The sequence below is a fragment of the Halopiger aswanensis genome, assembly GCF_003610195.1.
Lineage (GTDB): Archaea > Halobacteriota > Halobacteria > Halobacteriales > Natrialbaceae > Halopiger > Halopiger aswanensis.
This window is the reverse complement of sequence record NZ_RAPO01000004.1, coordinates 260,240-281,562: the sequence shown is the minus strand read 5'-3', so window position 1 is coordinate 281,562 and position 21,323 is coordinate 260,240. Positions and strand designations below refer to the sequence as shown.

General features: G+C 64.6%; 19 protein-coding genes and 2 pseudogenes. 7 read left to right on the top strand and 14 right to left on the bottom strand.

The window, feature by feature from the left end; translation table 11 throughout:
* Positions 1-231 precede the first annotated feature (231 nt).
* Both ATJ93_RS19185 and ATJ93_RS19180 read left to right on the top strand, forming a co-directional pair.
* Positions 232-1,947 carry a BCCT family transporter gene (locus ATJ93_RS19185; RefSeq protein ID WP_120246264.1) on the top strand — a complete coding sequence of 572 codons (1,716 nt, stop codon included), beginning with the start codon at positions 232-234 and terminating at the stop codon, positions 1,945-1,947.
* 137 nt (positions 1,948-2,084) lie between these two features.
* Positions 2,085-3,449, top strand: coding sequence for a class-III pyridoxal-phosphate-dependent aminotransferase (locus tag ATJ93_RS19180; protein WP_120246263.1), 1,365 nt, complete (start codon positions 2,085-2,087; stop codon positions 3,447-3,449).
* 50 nt (positions 3,450-3,499) lie between these two features.
* On the opposite strand, the gene ilvA is transcribed toward ATJ93_RS19180, so the two are convergent.
* Both ilvA and ATJ93_RS19170 read right to left on the bottom strand, forming a co-directional pair.
* A complete protein-coding gene (gene ilvA, locus ATJ93_RS19175; RefSeq protein WP_120246262.1) occupies positions 3,500-4,753 on the bottom strand; it encodes a threonine ammonia-lyase in 1,254 nt (417 codons plus the stop codon).
* The gene (locus ATJ93_RS19170) at positions 4,750-6,078 is read right to left on the bottom strand and encodes an amidohydrolase (RefSeq protein ID WP_120246261.1); all 1,329 of its coding nucleotides are present in this window, start codon (positions 6,076-6,078) and stop codon (positions 4,750-4,752) included. Before ATJ93_RS19170 ends, ilvA begins: the two co-directional genes overlap by 4 nt.
* Positions 6,079-6,202: 124 nt before the next feature.
* Here ATJ93_RS19170 and ATJ93_RS19165 point away from each other — a divergent pair, with 124 nt between their 5' ends.
* Both ATJ93_RS19165 and ATJ93_RS19160 read left to right on the top strand, forming a co-directional pair.
* Positions 6,203-7,201, top strand: a complete 999-nt coding sequence (locus tag ATJ93_RS19165) for an NAD(P)-dependent oxidoreductase (protein ID WP_120246260.1) — start codon at positions 6,203-6,205, stop codon at positions 7,199-7,201.
* 9 nt (positions 7,202-7,210) lie between these two features.
* Positions 7,211-10,435 carry an FAD-binding and (Fe-S)-binding domain-containing protein gene (locus ATJ93_RS19160; protein ID WP_120246259.1) on the top strand — a complete coding sequence of 1,075 codons (3,225 nt, stop codon included), beginning with the start codon at positions 7,211-7,213 and terminating at the stop codon, positions 10,433-10,435.
* A 79-nt stretch (positions 10,436-10,514) separates the two neighbouring features.
* Here ATJ93_RS19160 and ATJ93_RS19155 read toward each other — a convergent pair whose 3' ends face one another.
* From ATJ93_RS19155 to ATJ93_RS19120, 8 genes and pseudogenes are all read right to left on the bottom strand, one after another.
* Entirely contained in the window at positions 10,515-10,949 is a 435-nt protein-coding gene (locus ATJ93_RS19155; RefSeq protein ID WP_120246258.1) for a PIN domain-containing protein, read from the bottom strand.
* Entirely contained in the window at positions 10,950-11,201 is a 252-nt protein-coding gene (locus ATJ93_RS19150; RefSeq protein ID WP_120246257.1) for an AbrB/MazE/SpoVT family DNA-binding domain-containing protein, read from the bottom strand.
* Positions 11,202-11,301: 100 nt separating this feature from the next.
* A pseudogene (locus tag ATJ93_RS19145) lies at positions 11,302-11,676 on the bottom strand (HAD family hydrolase); the annotation flags it as partial.
* Between the two features lie 59 nt (positions 11,677-11,735).
* A complete protein-coding gene (locus ATJ93_RS19140) occupies positions 11,736-12,914 on the bottom strand; it encodes a M24 family metallopeptidase (protein WP_120246256.1) in 1,179 nt (392 codons plus the stop codon).
* Between the two features lie 290 nt (positions 12,915-13,204).
* Positions 13,205-13,951 (bottom strand): proteasome assembly chaperone family protein, encoded by a 747-nt coding sequence (locus ATJ93_RS19135; protein ID WP_120246255.1) that lies wholly within the window; start codon positions 13,949-13,951, stop codon positions 13,205-13,207.
* Between the two features lie 162 nt (positions 13,952-14,113).
* Positions 14,114-14,437, bottom strand: coding sequence for a DMT family transporter (locus ATJ93_RS19130; RefSeq protein WP_120246254.1), 324 nt, complete (start codon positions 14,435-14,437; stop codon positions 14,114-14,116).
* A 113-nt stretch (positions 14,438-14,550) separates the two neighbouring features.
* Complete coding sequence (locus ATJ93_RS19125) at positions 14,551-15,915, bottom strand: aryl-sulfate sulfotransferase (RefSeq protein ID WP_120246507.1); 1,365 nt, start codon at positions 15,913-15,915, stop codon at positions 14,551-14,553.
* 112 nt (positions 15,916-16,027) lie between these two features.
* Positions 16,028-16,402 (bottom strand): winged helix-turn-helix transcriptional regulator, encoded by a 375-nt coding sequence (locus ATJ93_RS19120; protein WP_120246253.1) that lies wholly within the window; start codon positions 16,400-16,402, stop codon positions 16,028-16,030.
* 189 nt (positions 16,403-16,591) lie between these two features.
* On the opposite strand from ATJ93_RS19120, the gene ATJ93_RS19115 reads away from it, so the two are divergent.
* Together ATJ93_RS19115 and ATJ93_RS19110 are read left to right on the top strand one after the other, a co-directional pair.
* A complete protein-coding gene (locus tag ATJ93_RS19115) occupies positions 16,592-17,623 on the top strand; it encodes an NAD(P)/FAD-dependent oxidoreductase (RefSeq protein ID WP_120246252.1) in 1,032 nt (343 codons plus the stop codon).
* A 348-nt stretch (positions 17,624-17,971) separates the two neighbouring features.
* Positions 17,972-18,277 carry a putative quinol monooxygenase gene (locus ATJ93_RS19110; protein ID WP_120246251.1) on the top strand — a complete coding sequence of 102 codons (306 nt, stop codon included), beginning with the start codon at positions 17,972-17,974 and terminating at the stop codon, positions 18,275-18,277.
* Between the two features lie 148 nt (positions 18,278-18,425).
* Here the strand turns inward: ATJ93_RS19110 and ATJ93_RS19105 are convergent, their stop codons facing one another.
* Positions 18,426-18,908 carry a peroxiredoxin family protein gene (locus tag ATJ93_RS19105; RefSeq protein WP_120246250.1) on the bottom strand — a complete coding sequence of 161 codons (483 nt, stop codon included), beginning with the start codon at positions 18,906-18,908 and terminating at the stop codon, positions 18,426-18,428.
* A gap of 115 nt (positions 18,909-19,023) precedes the next feature.
* Positions 19,024-19,272 (bottom strand): annotated as a pseudogene (locus ATJ93_RS24160) (FAD-dependent oxidoreductase); the annotation flags it as partial.
* Positions 19,273-19,507: 235 nt separating this feature from the next.
* Here ATJ93_RS24160 and ATJ93_RS19095 point away from each other — a divergent pair.
* Complete coding sequence (locus ATJ93_RS19095) at positions 19,508-20,185, top strand: DUF502 domain-containing protein (RefSeq protein WP_120246249.1); 678 nt, start codon at positions 19,508-19,510, stop codon at positions 20,183-20,185.
* 68 nt (positions 20,186-20,253) lie between these two features.
* On the opposite strand, the gene ATJ93_RS19090 is transcribed toward ATJ93_RS19095, so the two are convergent.
* Entirely contained in the window at positions 20,254-20,616 is a 363-nt protein-coding gene (locus ATJ93_RS19090; protein WP_120246248.1) for a HalOD1 output domain-containing protein, read from the bottom strand.
* The gene (locus ATJ93_RS24690) at positions 20,600-20,938 is read right to left on the bottom strand and encodes a DUF7344 domain-containing protein (RefSeq protein ID WP_449405101.1); all 339 of its coding nucleotides are present in this window, start codon (positions 20,936-20,938) and stop codon (positions 20,600-20,602) included. Before ATJ93_RS24690 ends, ATJ93_RS19090 begins: the two co-directional genes overlap by 17 nt.
* Between the last annotated feature and the right edge of the window lie 385 nt (positions 20,939-21,323).

The window sequence follows — 21,323 nt, the reverse complement described above, 5'->3', positions numbered from 1 at the left end:
TATGGCTATCTTACTCCTCGTCAATCGGCCATAGACATTCAGATATTACGCGATAGTCCGGTATAGCTGATCGAACCGGAAGTAAACGCAATTCGTGTATTAGACTCGAGAGTGAGAAACGCTTATTGTATACGGCGTAAATGGATGTGGTATGCCATCGCCAATCATGGCAAACGGTAGGTGGAGGCACGGCCAACCGGCGAGCGGTCGCTCGAGTCGGGGTGATACCGGATGAGCGACGCCGAAAAGGGGGCGATCGATACGTTCTTCGAGGAGATCGATCCGATCGTCTTCGCGTTCGGCGCGCTGTTGACCCTCGGCGTGATCGGGGCGTTCTTCGTCAGTCCTGATACGGTCGAGAGCGGAATCGAGTCGCTGAACAATCAGATGCTCGGCGCGTTCAACTGGGCGCTGCTGCTGATCGTGTTCCTGATCGTCGTCTTCCTGCTGTTCCTGATCGTCGGCCCGTGGGGATCGATCAGGCTCGGCGACGAGTCGCCGGAGTACAGCTTCCTGTCGTTCTTCGCGATGCTGTACTCGGCGGGGTTCGCGGCGGGCGTCGTGTTCTGGGGGCCGACCGAGGCGCTGTTCTATTACGACAGCCCCTCGCCGCTGTTCGGCGGCGTGGAGGGTGGCACCGCCGAAGCGATGCCGATAGCCATCCAGCAGACGCTGTTCCACTGGGCGCTCCCGCAACTGGCGGTGTTTACGATCATGGGGATCGCGATCGGCTACTTCGCGTACAACTACGAGTCGGTCCCGCTGCGGGTGTCCTCGGCGCTGACGCCGATTCTCGGGAAGGAGAACCTCGACGGCCCGGCGGCGAAGATCATCGACATTCTCGCCGTCTTCGCGACGATCGGCGGCGTGGCCACCTCGCTGGGCTTCATCGGGAGCCAGTTCGTCACCGGCCTGGACTACCAGTGGGGGATCAGCATGGGCAATATCGGCATCCTCGCGGTCGTGACGATGATGACGCTGCTGTTTACGACCTCGATGGTACTGGGAGTCGACAAGGGGATCCGTCGACTCTCGAACTTCAACATGGTGGCGTTCGTCCTCCTCATGTTCGCGACGTTCGTCGTCGGACCGACGCTGTTCCTGGTGTTGATCGGGACGCAGGCCCTCGGCGGCATGCTCTCGGACTTCGTCTCGATGAGCCTCTTTACCGGCGCCGGACCGATGGGCGCGGGTGACCCGGCAGCCACCGAGTGGATGAACGCCTGGACCGTCTTCTACTGGGCGTGGGCGCTCTCGTGGTCGCCGTTCGCGGGCCTGTTCATCGCCCGCATCTCCAAGGGCCGCACCGTTCGCGAGGTCGCCTTCACCGGCATCATCGCGACCTCCGCGGCCACCATTCCGTGGTTCACGTTCGTCGGCGGCACGGCCGTGTGGGCCGAACACAACGGCATCGCGGACTTCGGTGCGGTGATCTCCGGCGAAGCCGGTGCGGAGGTTTCCGGGTTCATCCTCTTCGAGGCCCTCCGGTTCACGATGGACTTGAGCGCGATCGGTCTCGGGACGTACTCCCTTCCGGTCGGGGGCGTCCTCGTGTACGTGTTCCTGCTCCTCGTGACGACGTTCTTCATCACGTCGGCGGACTCCTCGACGCTGGCCGTCTCGATGATGACGACCGGCGGGAAGGCGCGCCCGTCGAACATCAACCGGATCTTCTGGGGCGTCGTCCTCGGGATGACCGCGGCGATCCTGATGATCCTCGGCGGGACCGGCAGCGCGAACACGCTCCAGCAGGCGGCGATCATCACCGGGACGCCGTTCGCGTTCGTCTGCTTCGCCGCGATGCTCGCGCTCATCAAGGACTTCGGCTCGTCGTACGGCCGCGTGCTCCTGCAGGACGAGACCGTCCTCATCGGCTCGAGCAGAACGAGCGACGCCGAATCCCCGCCGACCGGACCCGGCGGTCCCGTCGAATCGGACGACGACTGAGCCGTCCCAGCCCTCCACCTCGTTGGCTGGCATCCGTTTTTGCTCGCTGGCGGCACCACCCCGTCGCTGCCGTTTTCGACTGATACCCTCGCCAATCTATAACAAGTTTTAATGTATGGTGTATACATAATCTGTGTATGGATAGGGACGCAGCCGAACCGGACGTGGACGCCTTCCCGGGTCCCAACGCGAAGCGGTGGGTCGAGTTCCACCAGTCGAACTCGGCGCCCAGCGAGTACTCCCACGAGTTCGTCTGGGACATCACCCGGGAGGCCGACGGGCCGTTCGTCACCGACGTCGACGGGAACGTCCTGTTGGATTTCACCTGTCACATCGGCGCGGCGCCGCTCGGCTACAACAACCCGAAGCTCACCGACAAGTTCGAGGCGTTCGACCTCGTCGAGCCGATGAAGATCGCCGGCCAGGACATGTACTTCGGCGCCGGCCCCACCCCCGAGGCGTCCTCGGTTCCGGGCTCGAGCCACCTCATGGACGAACTCACCGAGGTCTCGAGCCAGTACGGGATGGACACGGTCTTCCTCTCGAACTCCGGCGCGGAGGCGATGGAGAACGCGATGAAGATCACCCACGACTACCGCGCGCCCTCGACGTACGGCGTCACCTTTTCCGGGAGCTTCCACGGCCGGACCCTCGGCACGCTCTCGATCACGAAATCCAAGGACGTCTACACGCGCCGCTATCCGCAACTCAGCGGTATCGAAACGGTGCCGTTCTGTGCGGACCGGGGCTGCGACGCCGACACCTGCGACTGCGGCTTCTTCGCCGGCGGCGACTCGCAACTGCGCAGCATGCTCGCACCCGAGGGCGGCCACATCGATCCCGACGAGATCACGTTCCTCACCCTCGAGCCGATTCAGGGCGTCGGCGGCTACCGGTTTCCCAGCGAGGCGTTCATGCGGGAGGTCGCGGCCGTCACCGACGAGTACGACATTCCGCTGGTCGTCGACGAGATCCAGTCGGGAATCGGCCGTACCGGCGAGATCTGGGCTTCGGATCACTACCCGATCGAACCCGACGTCATCGCGAGCGCGAAGGCGCTGCGCGTCGGCGCGACGATTTCTCGGTCGGAAATCTTCCCCGACGAGAAGAACCGGCTCGGCTCGACGTTCGGCGGCGGCGATATCCTCGGCGCGATGATGGGGACGTTCACGCTCGAGGCCATTCAGGAGTACGACCTCCTCGACAATGCGACCGAACGCGGTCGGCAGGCCAAAGAATTGCTTCGAGACGACGCGCCGGACTACGTTGCAGACATCCGCGGGAAGGGGCTGATGTTGGCCGTCGAGTTCGACACCGCAGAGCGCCGAAATGCGGTCGTGACGGCCGCGCTCGAGCGCGGGCTCCTGACGCTGGGCTGCGGGAAGAAGACGATTCGGCTGCTCCCGCCGCTGGACTCGACTGAGCGCGAGATCGAGCTGGGGGTCGGGCTCTTCTGCGATGCGATCGAGGCCGTCGGCCCGAGCGCGACGGTGGCCGACTGACGTGGATTTCGGTTTTCGTTTCCGTTTCTGTTCGATTCCGCCCCGCTCGACTACGTGAGCGAGCGCTCGAGCACCGATACGCCCTCGAGTCCATCCAGTGCCTCGAGCACGCCCTCGAGATGGTCGGGACCGCTACCCGCGAGGCCGACGGTGACCGGCACCCGATTCGGCTCGTCGACCGACGTTCGCCGGGCGCGCTCGAGGACGTCCAGTTCGGCGCCCGCCGATTCGACGGTCTCGGCGACGTCGCCCACGGTCGTCGGCCAGCCCGCCACGGCCAGTCTGGCCTCGGCGTAGCGCTCGAGTTCGTGCAATCCGGTACGGGTCAGTTCGGCGTGCTCGGTGAGGTCGACGTTGCCGCCGGAGATTACGACCCCGACGTGTTCGCCCTCGAGATCGAGGTCCGCCTCGTCCGACAGCGCGGCAGCCAGCGGTGTCGCTCCGGCGCTCTCGGCAACCGTCTTCGCGCGCTCCGCCAGGAGCGTCACGGCCGTCGCGATCTCCGTATCGCTGACGGTGACGACGTCGTCGACGACCTCGCGGGCGATTTCGAACGTGGTCTCGAGCATCCGCGTGTCGGCGATGCCCTCCGCGACGGTGTCGACGGCCTCGAGTTCGCGGATCTCGTCGGCCTCGAGCGACGGCTTCGCGTGGGCGGCCCCCTCGGGCTGGACGCCGATCACGCGGATCTCGGGGTCGCGGGCCTTCAGCACCGTTCCGATCCCCGAGATCAGCCCGCCGCCGCCGATCGCGACGAGGACGGTGTCGATCGCGGGGTATTGCTCGAGCAGTTCGAGGCCGATCGTCCCCTGGCCGGCGACGATCGCCTCGTCGTCGAAGGGGTGGACGAAGGTTTCGCCGGTCTCGTCGGCCCGCTCTACGGCGTACTCGTAGGATCGTTCGTAGATGTCGCCCTCGACGATCACCTCGGCGCCGTAACCGCGAGTCGCCTCTATCTTCGCCGCCGGGGTCACCTCGGGGACGACGATCGTCGTGTCGATGTCGAGCAACTGACCGGCCAGCGCCACGCCCTGGGCGTGATTGCCCGCGCTCGAGGAGATGACGCCCGCCTCGCGCTCGGCCGCCGAGAACTGCCTCATCTTGTTGTACGCGCCGCGGATCTTGAACGAGCCCGTCCGCTGGACGTTCTCGAGCTTTAACCCCACGGCGGCCGCGCCGCTCAGTTCGGCGAAGGTCCGAGACGTGTCCAGCGGCGTGCGGTGGACAACGTCGGCGATGCGATCGCGAGCGTCTTCGACGTCTGCGAGGGAGACGACCGATTCGGCGGCGCGGTCCCTGCTCATTCTACGACCTCGCTCGCACCCTCTCCCCCGCGGTCGACCCGCGAAACGGGGTGCCGTCGCTCGAGTTCCCGGATCGCCCCGAGCAGAACGTCGACACCGTGCTCGAGGCTGCGTTCGTCGACGTCGAACGTCGGCGTGTGGTGGCTCGTGGGGTGGTCGGTCCCGACGATGAGGTACGTCGCCAGCCCGCCGTCGCGCTGGACGCGGTCCATCAGGAAGGTAGCGTCCTCGCTGGCGCCGAAGTCGGCGGCCTCGAGTACGTGATCGACCCCCCGAACCTCGCGGGCGACCTCGCCGACCAGCGTCTGCAGTTCCGGGTCGCTGTCGGCTCGCGGCGACTCGCTGACGACGTCGAACTCGGCCCGACAGCCGTGCATTCGAGCCGCGTTTGTTACTGTCCGCTCGAGACGGTCCTTCACGTACTCCATCAGCTCGGTCGTCTCGCCGCGCGCTTCGGCCTCCATGTGAGCGCGTTCGGCGATGACGTTGCTCGTCGTGCCGGCCTCCGCCCGACCGATGTTCACGCGGGTCATGCCGTCGCTGTGGCGGGGGATCCCGTAGGCGTTCTCGATCGCCGTTCCCATGGCGTGCATCGCGTTGTCGCCCTCGTTGGGCGCCTTCCCCGCGTGTGCGGAGGTCCCCTCGATGGTCAGATCGACGTGGCACATCGCCAGGGGTTTCTCGATTCCCGCCACGACCTCGCCGGTCGGGTGGTCGAGGCCGACGTGGACGGCCAGCAGGTAGTCTAACCCGTCCGCGAACTCGCTTTCGGCCATGGGACAGCCGCCGCCGCTTGTCTCTTCGGCCGGCTGGAAGAAGACGACCAGCCGTCCGGAAAAGTCGCTCTCGGCGATCGCCTCGAGGACGGCCAGCCCCCACGTCATGTGGACGTCGTGGCCGCAGGCGTGCATCGTGCCGTCGATCGCCGATCGAAAGCCCTCCGCGGCCGGATCGTGCTCGTCGTCGGTCGACTCCTCGATGAACAGGCCGTCGATGTCGACCCGTAGCCCGATCGCGGGACCCTCGCCCGTCTCGAGAACGGCGACGGCCCCGGTGTTGCCGCCGGTCATCCGCTCCAAGAGGACCTCGTCCGCGCCGCGCTCGCGGGCGCGTTCGATCCACGGCTGGATTTCCTCGTCGTCGGGGACGGCCATCCGATCCGCGGGATCGTACGCGTCGGGGCCGACGGCCAACTCGTCGACGCCGATCGCTCGGATCTCCTCGACGAGTCGTGCGGTCGTGTAGAACTCGCGCCACGCGGGCTCGGGGTGGCGGTGCAGGCTCCGTCTGAGGGAGACGAGGCGGTCCCGTATCGGCTCGTTCATGCGAGACGCTGACGCGGCCCAGTGACTTAATTATACACAATCAGTGTTAACGCCAGATACACAAAAAGGATAAGAGAACTGGTGACAACCGTAGGGTAACGCGTCGCTTCGACGCTGTTCACCAATGAGCACGAACCCGGACATCGTCGTTCTACGAGAGGGGACGGAAGGACTGTCGATGGAATCGTACGCCGAGACGCTCCGCGAACGATTGCCCGAGCACACCGTCGCGCTCGCACGGACGCCGACGGCGGAGCGCGAACTCGTCCCGCAGGCGCAGGTGGTAACCGGCATTACGATCGACGAGTCGCTGCTCGAGGCGGCCGATCGGCTCGAACTGTTCGCCTGCACGTTCGCCGGCACCGACCACGTCCCGATGGACGCGCTGGCCGAGCGCGGGGTCGCCGTGACGAACGCGGGCGGGATCCACGCACCCGGCATCGCCGAGCAGACGATCGCCAACATGCTCGTCTTCGCTCGCAATCTCCACGAGGGGTGGCGCCGCAAGCGAAACGGCGAGTGGCGCCACTTCCAGTCGCACGAGTTCACCGACAGCACGGTCACGATCGTCGGTCTCGGCTCTATCGGCCAGGAGGTCGTCAAGCGCCTCGAGGGGTTCGAAGTCGAGACGATCGGCATCCGCTATACGCCTTCGAAGGGCGGGCCGACCGACGAGGTGCTCGGCTTCGAGGACGCCGATATCCACGCGGCGTTCTCCCGCAGCGACTACGTCGTGTTGGCCTGCCCGCTGAACGATCTCACCCGCGGGCTCGTCGGCGAGGACGAACTCGCGACGCTGCCGCCGAACGCCGTCCTCGTCAACGCGGCCCGCGGCGGCCTCGTCGACACCGACGCGCTGGTCTCGGCGCTGCAGCACAACGGCATCCGCGGCGCCGCGCTGGACGTCACCGATCCCGAACCCCTGCCCAACGACCACGAGCTCTGGGATCTCGAGAACTGCCTGCTCACGCCCCACACCGGCGGCCACACGCCGAAACACTGGGACCGGCTGGCCGACATCGTCGCGACCAACGTGGCCGCGCTCGAGGCCGACGAGGGCGACGAAGGCGAGGGGGACGCGCTCGAGAACGTCGTCTACCGACCGGAGTCGACTGACGAGTGACGAGTCACGATGGCTACGGAACACCCGGATTCGACGACCGATCGGGTCGACGGCTCGTCGACGACCGACCACAGCGATCAGACGTCGACGCTCGACGAGACGACCCTCGGACCGCCCGCCGATCCGCGCGCCGACGATCCGGCCGCGGATCCGCGAGCCGACTACGACTACGTCGGCGGCGACGTCGACCAGTCCGACCTCGTCGCGGCGCTGCGCGAGCGCATCGACGGCGAGGTGCGGTTCGACGACTACTCCCGACAACTGTACGCGACCGACGCCAGCGCCTACGAGCAGATGCCCGTCGGCGTCGTCTTCCCGCGGTCGACGGCCGACGTCGCGAGCGTCGTCGCCTACTGCGCCGACGAGGGGATTCCCGTGCTCCCCCGCGGCGGCGGCACCAGCCTCGCCGGCCAGGCGGTCAACGAGGCCGTCGTCCTCGATTTCACGACCCACATGGGCGACGTCCTCGAGATCGACCCCGAAACCCGGCGAGCGACCGTTCAGGGGGGCGCGGTGCTGGCCGACCTCAACGGCGAACTCGAGTCCCACGGCCTGAAGTTCGCGCCGGATCCCGCCGCCGGGAACCGCAGCACCGTCGGCGGTGCCATCGGGAACAACTCCACGGGCGCCCACTCGCTGCAGTACGGGAAAACTGACGCCTACGTCGAGGCCTGCGAGGTCGTCCTCGCCGACGGCTCGGTCGAACGGTTCGGCGAGGTGACGGTCCGCGAACTCCGCGAGCGGGCCGATCCGGACGGCGACCGCCTCGAGCGGATCTACGCCGCGCTGGTCCGCGTGATCGACGAGGACGCCGGTACGATCGCCGACGCCTTCCCGCAGCTAAAGCGCAACGTGTCGGGGTACAACCTCGACCGGCTAGTCGCCGAAGCCTACGGCGAGCCCGATGCGTTCGACGAGCGCCGGGAGGGATCGCTCGAGATCGGGAACGCCGAGGGCGAATCCGAGGCCGCTCTTGGCCCTGACCCTGATCCCGACGCCACCGTCAACCTCGCCCGCGTCTTCGCCGGTAGCGAGGGCACCCTCGGCGTGGTGACGGAGGCGACCGTCTCGCTCGAGTCCGTCCCCGAGACGACGTCGGTGGCGCTGTTGACCTACCGCGATCTGCTCGAGGCGATGGCCGACGTCGACACAATCGTGCGAAATCACGATCCGGCCGCCGTCGAGGCGATCGACGACGTCCTAATCGATCTCGCTCGGCGAACGGAGGAGTTCGCCGACCTCGTCGAACGGCTTCCCGCGGGTACCGAGACGGCGCTACTCGTCGAGTTTTACGCCGAAGACGACGACCACGGCCGCGAGCAAGTCGCCGACCTATTGGCCGACCGGCTGCCCAGGGACGCCGATCAGGATCTCGATGACGGCGGCGCCGACAGCGAAGCGCCGGTCCGGGCCTTCGACGCCCTCGAGGCCCACGACTCCGAGGGAATCGCCGAACTCTGGAAGCTCCGCAAGAGCGCGGCGCCCATTCTCCTCTCGCGAACGTCGGACGAGAAGCACATCTCCTTCATCGAGGACACCGCCGTTCCCACCGAGCACCTCGCGGACTACGTCGCCGACTTCCGCGCGGTGCTCGAGGACTACGACACGTTCGCGAGCTTCTACGCCCACGCCGGCCCGGGCTGTATGCACATGCGGCCGCTCGTGAACACGAAAACCGACGCGGGCCTCGAGGACTTCGAGTCGCTCGCCGACGACGTGACCGACCTCGTCGTCCGCTACGGCGGGTCGGTGTCTGGTGAACACGGTGACGGCCGGGCGCGCACCCAGTGGAACCGCAAGCTCTACGGCGACGACGTCTGGGGCCTGTTCCGGGAGCTGAAGACGGCCTTCGACCCGGACTGGCTGCTCAATCCGGGCACCGTCTGCGGCGACCACGACATGACCGAGCACCTGCGGTTCGACCCCGACTACGAGTTCGATCCGGCGCTCGTGCCGACCCTCGAGTGGGACACCGACAACGGCTTTCAGGGCATGGTCGAACTCTGCCACGGCTGCGCCGGCTGTCGCGGCGAGCAGGAGACCACCGGCGGCGTGATGTGCCCGACCTACCGCGCGGCCGAGGAGGAGGGGCTCAGCACGCGCGGCCGGGCGAACATGCTGCGGGCCGCGATGAGCGGCGACCTCGAGACCGACGCCACCGACGAGGAGTTCCTGGCGGAGGTGATGGATCTCTGTATCGGCTGCAAGGGCTGTGCGCGGGACTGCCCGAGCGAGGTCGATATGGCGAAGCTCAAGGCCGAAGTCGAGCACGCGGCCCACCGGAAACACGGTGTGGGTCTGCGCGATCGGCTCTTCGCGAACGTCGACCGACTGAACGCGGTCGGAAGCGCGCTCGCCCCGCTGTCGAACTTGGCCGCGTCGCTTCCCGGCGCCGACCTGCTCGCCGAGAAAACCCTCGGGATCGCCCGCGAGCGCGACCTGCCGAGTTTCGCGAGCGAGAGCTTCGAGGCGTGGTTCGCCGACCGCGGCCCTCGCGTCCCCCTCGCGGAGGCCGACCGGAAGGTGCTACTGTTCCCCGACACGTACACGAACTACAACCACCCGCGGGCCGGGAAAGCGGCCGTTCAGGTTCTCGAGACGGCGGGCGTCCACGTCCGGATTCCGGACGGCGTCTCGTCGACGGGCCGGCCGGCCCACTCGAAAGGGCTCCTCGACGTCTCCCGCGAGCGGGCGCGGACGACCGTCGACGTGCTGGCGCCGTTCGTTGAGGACGGCTGGGAGGTCGTCCTCGTCGAGCCCTCCGACGCCGTCATGTTCCAGTCGGACTACCTGGACTTGCTCTCGGGTCCCGACGTTGAACGGCTCGCCGCGAACACCTACGGCGTCTGCGAGTACCTCGACCGGTTCGACCTCGCCGCGGCGTTGCCGACGGACCGCGCCGATCCGGCCGAGACCCTGACCTACCACGGCCACTGCCACCAGAAGGCCACGAAGAAGGACGGCCACGCGGCGGCGGTCCTCGAGGCGGTCGGCTACGAGGTCGACGCCCTCGATTCGGGCTGTTGCGGGATGGCCGGCTCGTTCGGCTACGAGGCCGAACACTACTCGCTCAGTCGAGCTATCGGCGAGATCCTGTTCGATCAGATCGCCGCGAGCGACGGCGACCGGGTCGTCGCGCCCGGCGCGTCCTGCCGGACCCAGCTATCGGCGTACGACGGTTGCGACGACCCGCCGCATCCGATCGAATCGGTTGCGGCCGCGCTCTCGCAGTAAGTCTCGAGGGCGGCGCTCGGGCGGCGTCTCGTTTTCTTCACCGTGAACGGGTCGGATGGTCCCGCTCGAGAGTACCGGATTAACTCGGGTCGTACGGGTTCGTCGCCGTCTCGAGTCGATAGACGTCGTCAGCGACGTCGAAATCGTCGTCGAGAGCGTAGAGGTAACCGAGTCCTTCGGTTTTCATGTACGCGACGATGCAAGCGTCGACGAACGAGAGGGGTTCGTGCTGCCGGAACAGCGCTTTTCCCGTCGCGAGGGCGTCCGCAGAGAGCGAATCGATGTGGAAGCGCGCGTTTTCCTCGATGCGATCGAGCAGATCGACGGCAGCACCGTGTCCGGCGTGCGTCGTGAGCCCGCTGAGCGTTTCCGCGAGTACGTAGTCGAGGACGACCGCTTCCGGGAGGGATCCGTCGTCGATACCGCGGAGCACCGGAAGCGCAGTCTCGTGCGCGCTATCCCGTCTGTAGGCGGCTGCGAAGAGGACCGACGTATCGACGAGTGCGCGAGGCATTTACTCGCCGTCGACGCCCCAGGCGTCGTGGTCGGTCGTCACGTCGGTCGCTTCCGTCCCGTCGTAGCCGTCGAACTCGGCGAACGTTCCGCTTTTCTGCCGGACGACCTCGACGCGGACGCTCCCGTCGTCCTCGAGGCGCCAGCGAAGCTGATCGCCGTCGTCGATATCGAGTTCGCGACGAATTCTGGACGGAATGTTCGCCTGATTTCCCGAAACTTTGCTCTCGGCATCGACCCGTTCACTGCTCATACTCGTCGGTACGGGATTCGATTTGAAAAACCTAGTGTGGCCGCACACTATGCAGTATCTCGGGGAGCTGCCCGAATCATGTACGGTGTCCAACGGCAAATCACTCGGTCTCCAGTTCGCCGGCGAGCTCGTGGAAGCTCTCGATCGTGAGGTCGGGTTCCGTCTCGTAGGGTCCCCACAGCGTATCCTGTCGGTCGACCCAGACATCCTGTATCCCGGCGTTGATCCCGCCCGGCACGTCCCACCAGCCCGCCGCGACGAACGCGATCTCCTCGACGGGCGTGCCGATTCGATCGGCGGCGTGGCGATACAGCTCCGACCCCGGCTTGAACTGGGAGAGTTCGTCGGCGCTGATCGTCTCCTCGAGGAGGTCGTCGAGATCCCCGCGGTCGACCATCTCCTCGCTCCCGTTCGAAACGACGTACAGCTCGTATTCGGCGTCGTGCAACCGCTCCAGGCCGGGACGGACGTCGTCGAGCCGTTAGCGCCTTCGACCCTGGTGTCGTGAGCAGGTGGTGGGCCGGGGTAGTGCGGTTACGCCGTGAACAGCCGTCGCGGGAAGTCCGCCAGCGGCTCCGCGCCGCTACCCGTGACGCGAAACGTCTCGCTGATCTCCATGCCGATCTCGTCGGTCCAGATGCCGGGGATCATGTGAAAGGTCATGTTCTCCTCGAGTTCGGTCTCGTCTCCCGGACGAATACTGGCGGTGTGTTCGCCCCAGTCCGGCGGGTAGCCAAGCCCCATCGAGTAGCCGATGCGATCCTCCTTCTCGAGGCCGTACTGGGCGATCGTCTCGCGCCAGGCAGCCTCGACGGCCTCGCAGGTGACGCCCGGTTCGACCGCGTCGAGGGCGGCTTCGATCCCTTCGACGACGATGTCCGCGGTCTCCTCGAGTTCCGCGGGCGGGTCGCCGACGAAGGTCGTCCGGGCCAGCGGCGAGTGATAGCGGTGCCGACAGCCCGAGAGTTCGATGATGACCGGGTCGCCGTCCTCGAACTCGCGGTCGGTCCAGGTCAGGTGCGGCGTCCCCGTGTGATCGCCCGAGGGCATCAGCGGCACGATCGAGGGGTAGTCGCCGCCGTACTCCTCGGTCCCCCTGACGAGTTGCTCGTAGATCGCGGCCGCCGCCTCGTACTCCGGCACGCCGGCCTCGATCGCGTCGAGGCCCGCCTGCATGGCGTTCTCGGAGATCCGTGCAGCCTCGCGCATGTACTCGAGTTCCCGCTCGGATTTCTTGATCCGAACCCAGCCGACCAGCAGCGTCGCGTCCTCGAAGTCCGCCTCCGGAAAGTTCTCCTGCAGTCGCGTGTAGGACTTGGCGGTGAAGTACGACGCGTCCATCTCGAGGCCGATCCGCCCGTCCGCGACCTCGAGTTCCTCGAGGACGCCCGCGACGTAATCCATCGGGTGGAGGTCGTACGGGGAGTGGACGTGGTCGTCGCTGTACGACCGGATGCTGTCCTCCGGGAGGACGGTCGTCGCCCGCGCACCGTTCGCGTCCATCTCCCGGCCGACCCAGACGGGGTCGTCGCGCTCGGCCGTCACGATAACCGCCTGGTGAACGTAGAACGACCAGCCGTCGTAGCCCGTGAGATAGTTCATATTGGCCGGATCGGCGACGACGATCGCGTCGAGGTTCTCCTCGCGCAACCGCTCTTTCGTCCGATCGACCCGGCGTTCGTATTCGCTCGCGTCGAAAACGTTGCGGGACATGGTAACAGATCCTGTGGAGAGGGTCATCTACTATCATCAAAAGCTTTTCGTGTATTATAGATACAGATTCTGTTTACACAGCTCTGCGGGGCGTCCTAATATCACTCCGAGAACTACCGATTGTCGAGCCAAGTGTGAGTCTGCCTCGAGTCCGAGGTACCAGCTAGCTCCGACCGGCTACGACGCGCTGTCTGCGGAAGCAGTGTCTCACGCTCGAGCCGACTCCCTTGTTCAACTGTCGGCCGTCGGCTGTCGACTGTCGTCTGCGACTGGCGACCGTCGAGCCTGTCCTACCGAAACATTCCTCGAATCGGTTCGTCCTGTTGGCCCTGTGCCTGCTGTAACTGCTGTGCAACCTGCTGTTTCTGGCGTTGAATCTCCTCCGCCTGCTCGCGAAGTTCGGTCGTATCGATGTCGAACTCGACGAGGGGCTCGAGCGCCGTCTCGATGACGGACCGCGCCGCGGCCGGATCCGGGAGCCGAGGATCCGCACGGACGAGCAGCAGCGCTGCCGGTACGTCGGCCTGATAGCACGCGTTGATGAGTGCCCCGGTCACACCGCTTACGGCACCGGAGTCCTCCGCCAGATCGATTCCAGCATCCTCGAGTTCCGTCTTCAGTTCCTCGGTCGTCGCGACGCCGACGACTTCGCCCTGCTGGTCCTCGGACTGGGCCGGCGCCCCGGCGAGGAAAATGGCTCGGCTGAAATCGTCGACCAGTTCCTCCAGGACACACTGACTCAAGTCGTCGAACGCGTCTTCCGGGATCGGAACGTCGCTCTGGAGCGTCATGATCTCCGGCTCCGTGCCGCCGTAGACGCGGACCGTATCCTGCACGAGCCCGTCCGTGAACGAGGCGACGGGCGGAAAGGCGTCGGATCGGATCGAGCCGTACTCCTCGAGCCCGAGCTGGTCGGTGAGCTGATCGACGGCGATCGACGCGACCAGTCCGTGGCCCGGCAACCCTTCGATCAGCGTCGGCGACTCGGCCTCGAGGTCGGTCGACTGATGAAACAGCCCGTCAGCTGCGTCTGACATAATTCTCGTCGGACTACACTGACTCGCTACATATGCCTACGGGACGCTTTCAGATACGGCGGTTCCGGCTGGGTATTGCTCGAGCACGGGGCTGCCGTCGAGCGGTGTGAGTGATCAACGACGGCGCCAGTCGGTTCTCACAGCCGAGAACCGAATACACCGCTAATGGCCGCCGGAAACGAGGTTGAGGCCGACGATTCCGACGACGATCACGGAAATAAAGAGGAGGCGCGCGGCCGTCGCCGGCTCGTCGAAGAGCAGGATCCCGAGCGTTGCGGTTCCCACGGCACCGATCCCCGTCCAGACGGCGTAGGCGGTCCCGATCGGGAGGTCTTGGACCGCTTTCGCGAGCAACACCATACTGATGACGAGCGCGATACCCGTCCCAACCGTCGGCAGCGGCTTCGAGAGGCCATCAGAGTAGGCGAGCCCGATCGCCCACGCGATTTCGAAGAGGCCAGCGATGAACAGGATGAGCCACGACATCGCCCGAGATTCTGCCGCGCTCGAGCTATGACTTTCGATATCGAAGCCGGTACGAGATCCGATTCGCCCGGCGATCCGTTACGAGGGGTTGACCACGAGTGAAATTTCGTCTTTCATCGCAACCGTTCCAGTAGTCGTCGGCCGACTCCCGACCAGTATACCTCTGCGATGCCGCCCGTCACGGCTGTGATACCGAATACTCCGGCGACCAGCAGATCTCCAATCGTCATCCACGTCGGGGCTGCATGAAGGACGCCGTTGACTACCGGGCCGGTGATGAAGGCGACGAGCCAGGAAAGTCCGGTCTTCGAGGTTCGATCCGTTTCAGCGGCCGTTGCGTCGACGGACCCGTTCGCAAGCGCAGCCGTACTCCGCCCGGTTGTACTCTCATCGCCGGTTCCGAGACGCTCCGCTTCGTAGGGTGTCGCGATATCCACGCTCCAGACGACGTCACCGGTTTCCGAGAGTTCGAGCACCCGATCACCCTTGGAATCCGTCACGAGCGTATGGCTACCGGGGAGTCGGTCGGCGTCGCGTGGCCACTGCAGTCGCTCGTCTTGCCACTCCCAGGTTCGCATCCACGTTTCATTTTGGCGCTGATACTCGACGACGCGATTGTTCTCCGAATCGGAGACGATCACCGCCGGGCCGCCGCGGGCGGACGGGATGTAGTCCGGATTGTGCTGCTCGTAGAGGATCCCGTACGCGTCCTCGGCACCGAGCGTCCAGTCACGCTGGAGTCCGTCACCCGGTTCGAGAAAGGCGACTCGGTCCTGATTCCGGAGACTCACCATCACCCGACCGTCCTCGAGCAGTTCGACGTCGTTGACGTGGGTCCAATCGCCGGGCTGTCCGCCGCTGTCCGGATCGAGGTCTTCCTCGGCGCGCCACTCCCAGGTTACCTCGTCGGTGGTGGTGTTCAGCGTGAACACGCGATCTCGAGCGATGTCGGCCACGAGGAGTCGGTGGTCGTCGATCCGGTCGACGTCGTGCCAGATGTCCCAGCCGGTGACGGCAGTGTGTAGCCGCTCGGTCGTCCCCGTCGTGAGGTTGACGCGTTCGACCGCGACTTCAGCACAGCCGTCGTCACCGGCGCTGTCTCTCTCTGCTTGGAGCCTGTCTGGACACGAGTCGTACCGGCTTCCCGCGACGTACAGAACGGTCTTCGAGCCGGGTGGATCGGGATCGACATCGAAGTAGTTCCCGTACGTATCGTTGTGGTAGAGCGGCCGTCCGTCGGCACTGAACGCGACGATAGCCCCGAGGCCGTCGCTTCCCGCCGGCGGATCGGTCGTAATGACGGTCGCCCCACCACGGTCCTCGACGACCGGCGTCCGATCCTCGAGCGGTAACTGCGTCTGATTCGCCGCGGCAGCGGTCGCGTTAGTCGGTGCGTTGACCCACGCAATCGCAAGATACCCGCCAGATACGACTAAGACGGCCAGCAGCAGCATTCGAAGGATATTACGTCGTTCCACTACCTCCGCCGACCACGTGCTCATACTTGAGAGTGGGGCTCAGTGGTTTCGAGACCCCATTCTCTCTACGATACCGTATCAACGTCGTTTGAGCCCATCACATTTCGATGACCTATGCGACTGAACTGTTTTCGTCCGGTGCAGTCGTCAAGTGCTCTTTTCCCCATTCTGCCATTTCCCTGATCACTGGCTCGAGCGATTCGCCCAGCTCCGTCAACGAGTACTCGACCCGGACCGGTTTTTCGTTGACGATCTCCCTGTTGACCAGTTGCTTTTGTTCGAGATCCTCGAGGACGTCCGAGAGCACCTTACTGGATATCCCTCCGACTTCTTCTTTGAGTGCATTGAACCCGAGCGGACCGTTTTCGAGCAGCCGATGAACGACCACAGTGTGCCACTTCTTTCCGATTAGCGTCGCAGTTGACGTAATCGGACACCAGTCTTCGCCCGCGCACCACACTTCCAGTTGCTGCGTTGAGTCGCCCATACGAGTCGCTTCGTCTCAGATCGGTATATAGTTACGCATCGTAACCTAGTTACTAGTAGTTGGTTACGTTACGATCGCTTCTGCGTCCGCTCCACTGAGGACGGTTACCGGCCGGTAACCGAATGATCGACAGGTTAGCTGACACTTATTGCTAACTAAGCGTAACTGGATTACTGTAGGTTACCCAAGATGACGATATCCACCGATTCCCCGACCGAATCTCGATACGAAGTCGCCGTCGTCGGCGGCGGTCCCGCCGGCCTGACGACAGCCCTCTACACGACGCGGCTCGGCCACGAAACCGCAGTCTTCGACCGGGGCGGCGGTCGAGCCGCGATGATGCAGGAGACGCACAACGTCATCGGCGTTCCCGAATCCGTGTCGGGTAACAAACTCCTCGAGACGGCCGTCGAGCAGCTCCGCTCGTACGGTGCCGACTACCGCCAGGAGTTCGTCACGGACATCGAGCGGGTCGACGATTCGTTCGTGCTCGAGACGACGGATGGATCGGCCACCGCGGATAGCGTCGTTTTGGCGACCGGTTTTTCGGACGGGCGACCCGACCCGCCGCTGCCCCGAACTGGACGCGGACTGCACTACTGTCTCCACTGCGACGCATACGCGTTCGTCGACGAGCCGGTCTACGTGATGGGCCGCGGCGACAGCGCCGCCTACGTCGCGATGATCATGCTCAATTTCACCGACGACGTCGATCTGCTGCTCCGCGGCGACGAGCCGACTTGGAGCGACGAGACGGCGACGATGCTCGAGCACCACCCTGTCGATATCGTTCGCGAGGATGTGACTGGCGTCCGGAACGGTGACGATGGCTGGCTCGAGGCCCTCGAATTCGCCGACGGAGCGGTCCGCGAGTACCGGGGCGGCTTCGCGATGTACGGCTCCGAGTACAACAACGGGCTCGCCGCGTCGCTCGGCGCGGATATCAACGATGACGGCACAGTTGCTGTCGACGATCACGGCCGAACGTCGGTCGACGGCCTGTACGCGGTCGGCGATTTGACGCCCGGACATAACCAGATCCCCGTCGCGATGGGACAGGGAGCGAAGGCCGGACTCGCGATTCACAAGGAACGTCGCGAGTTCCCGAAGTCACTCGCGGAACTCGAGACCGACGGCTCCGTCTCGACGGACGATGTTCCCGCGATGGCGGCCGAGTTACGAAGTCGAGCAACCGAACACGCTTCGACGGCGGACGATTGATCGATAATCGTCCCGTCTGGTTCCAGACCTCTGTCGACCGTTCTCTCCGAACTGCGGGGTGTCGACTCGTCGGCGAGCTTCGCTTCGGCTTCGTAGAGTGGGCTGTTCACCGGTGGGTAACCGTCCCTGTGATCCGCGTTCTCGTCGGATAGCTTGGCGCGTTCCGCGACGGCCCATCGACCTCCGTCGTGCGTTCGCTGCTGCGATCAGGCTCGAACAACCGCCCGGTCCTTCCGGAAGGCGGCAACGCTGCGGCAGACGGAGCGGATACTCCACATAAATCGCGTCATGTGCGGCCGGTGCACAATCGGGATAGAACTTTGTGGCTCGTCGGTCCATGTGAGTGCGATGCTCGTCATCCACGCGACGTTTCCGATCGATCCGGATCGACGCGACGACGCCCTCGAGCTCGTAGCGGACCTGGCCGAACGCTCCCGTGAGGAAGACGGCGTCGTCGACTATCGAGTCACAACGGACGTCGAAGATCCGAACGTGTTCCGAATCTTTGAGCGATACGAGGATGAGGCCGCCTTCGGAGCGCACGCGGAAACCGACCACTTCGAAGCGTTCGAGGAGGCGCTCCCGGATTTGCTCTCGGGCGACCCCGAAGTCACCCGATTCGACGTCGAGTCGGCATCCCCAGTCGAACTGTAACCGGCGGGACGCGTCTCTCCCGCTGCTGAGCAGACCCCGTAGTCGCAACGAGTTCGCTACCCCTGTCCGGCCGCGACGGCGGCCAGGGAGCTGAGCCGACCGGATTCCGACCGTTTCCCGAACTGGCGGTAGAAGCCGAAACTACCAGCTACTCGCTGAACGGATCCTCGTAGTCGTTCCGGATGAAGTACCGGACCCAGTTGCCGTAGGTGCGATCGGCGGGGTGGTCTGCGACCTGTTCAAACCGAACCGTCCCCTCCTCGTCGATAACGTACACGCCCGAGATGCCGGTGAGACCGTGGCTCGTTTCTTCCGTTCCGCTGTACTGCTCAGCGACTTCGCCGTCGGGATCAGCCTGCAGTTGGATCTCGAGGTCGTACCGATCGCGCATTTCAGTGACGCGCGCCAGTGGATCGGTCACGACCGGCAGGATATCCACGTTCTCGTTGAACCAGAGGTCGTAGGAAACCTCGCTGAACGTCTGGAGCTGTTCCGCACAGAAGCTACACCAGTGGCCCCGGTTGATGATGACGACGGCTGGACCGTCCTCGAGTCGGTCCGAAAGCGACACCTCGTCGCCGGCGGTGCTCGGAAGCGTGAACTCGGGCGCTCGCTCGCCTTCTAATCCCATATCCCATCGAAGGTCCACACGGGAATATGGCTGTGGGAGAGGGAGTGATTGGACACAGTCGTCCCGCAGTGAACGAGTAGTCTTCCGGAGGGACGGAACCCTCGACTGAAACGGGTTATCGCAATTTCCCGGAGAGTACCTTCGCCGCAACGAGTACGGGATCCCACGTAGTGTTGAACGGCGGGGCGTAGGGGAGGTCGTAGTTCTCCAGATCGAACACGGTCGCCCCCTCCTCGAGGGCTCCGACGACCGCGTGGCTGCGATGGACAGCGCCCTCGCCGTACTCGCTGACCAGGCTCGCGCCGAGTACGCGTCCCGTCTTGCGGTCGGCGGTCAGGGTGATCGTGACAGTCCCGCCGTCGGGATTATCCTGTAGCGCGGAGGCGATCGCGTCCTCTGACGAACCCCTGGCTCCGTAGTGTCGCCTTCTACTACGATCTAATCACCGATTATCGTGGACTGCAGTGTGGGCCGTCGTCACGTCGCCGTCCTGTATATCGACCTCACCGGGAACGGTGGGACCCACTAGTCGCTCGAGTGTCGAAACGTTGAACCCGACGGCTGCCCGAGCTTAGATAGCTACCACCGCTCGTCATTACATGGCTTCCTGGAAACGAGATTTCTCCCGCGGCCTGATCGTCCTCGCGCCGATCCTCGTCATCGGCTACCTTTGCTACGTCCTGTACGGGTTCGTCGACGGATTCACGCCCGATCTGCTGGTTCCCGAGTGGTTTCTCGAGACGCTCATCGCGAATGAGATGGTCCGTACCAGACTGACGGCGCTGCTTCGGGTCGCCGTCTCGGGCAGTCTGCTGTTGGGGCTGCTCTATGCAACCGGCTTGGTAGCGCGGACGGCACTCGGTGCCGTCGTCGAACGAGCGATCGATACCAGTGCCAACGCGCTTCCCGGCGTCCGCGTCGTCTACAACGCCTCGAAGACGGCCGCCGAAACCGCGGTCAACGAGCAGACGGAACTCCGCCAGCCGGTCAAACTCGAGGTCTGGGACGACGTTTGGATGACGGCGTTCAAAACCGGCCGCTCGGCGGACGACGGACAAGGGCTGTACTTCGTTCCGACGTCGCCGAACGTGACGAGCGGTTTCCTCGTCGAGGCCGATCCCGACGAGGTTGAGCAACTCGACGAACCGTTCGAGCGGGCGCTCGGTCGCGTGATCAGCGGCGGATTCGGGAACGGTTCTGAGGTCGGGCGGGACGATAGCGTCTCGATCGACGTGATCGACGGCATCGATCGGACTCGAGATGAGGATGGGAAGTGACAGCTGCCAGCGCCTAACGACGCGGGACGCGAGAGAATATCACTTCGAAACGAAGACGGGGTGAACGCTCACGACAGTTCGGTTTCGGTCCGTTCGTAGACCTGTACCCAGCCGTCGCTCCGTACCTTGATGAGCTGATTCGTGTAGCGAAATTCGACAGTTCCGGTCCCCTGTCGAGACGCATTCTCCGTATGAGGACCGAAGAACGCAGCTTCGATACCGGCGACATCGACGCTCTCGTACAGTGGCGGGGACTTCACCTCACTCGGGGAGGCGTCTTTCGCTTCCGCGATCGCAAACACGATCGCGGTCGTCAGCCCGCCGTCACGATCGGGCTCGTATAACCACTGTGCGGTTTGCTGCCAGTGGCTCTTCTGGTTGAGGGTCGGATCGTCCTCGCTGTCCGTTCCGCCGTTATTGTTCGTCGTCATCCATTTCACTCCGGGCGTGTGTTTCTTGGGTATTGTTGACACTCGCTCCCATTCCCTCGAGTGCGGTCAGAACTTGAGCAGCGTTCTCAGCGGCCGTAATGGTCTCGGTTGCGTCATCGAAGGTGATGACGCCCTCATCGACTAACTTGGGCACGTGGGCGTGATAGAGCGAGACGTACACCCGTTCTCGCTGCTGTGCCGTGACCTCGTGATCGGGGCTGTCGTTCTCCCACGCGGCGATTTTCGTCGCCAGATCGGTCAGCGTCCACTCTGTGTCCTCGAGAAGCGTATAGCAGAGGTAGCGACGCCGCGGATGACCCAGTGCCTCGTAGACGTGGTCTAACTCCAGTATCGCTTGCGGCGGGGCCTTCCACCGGCTGGTGGACTCTCGGAGTTAGCATCGACATCGTCGTGTTGTTCGGTATCGTCGCCCATACTACCGATAAAGGGACTGAGCAGGCTATTAAACCCGCTGCCAGTCGGATACAAATACTAACAGGGCCGCGAGAGATGCTACTGACCGAGGATTTCAACACTATTAACTGAATATTTCCTGTGGGATATCCGGGGATCCCACAGTCTGCTGGCCACATCGTTGATCAGTAGCCAGTAGACGGACATCTCTACGATCGGGAGCAGCCATCAGCCGAAAGCAGAACCAGCAATACAGGTTGAGAGGCTGGCGCTATCGACATCTATTTCTACTT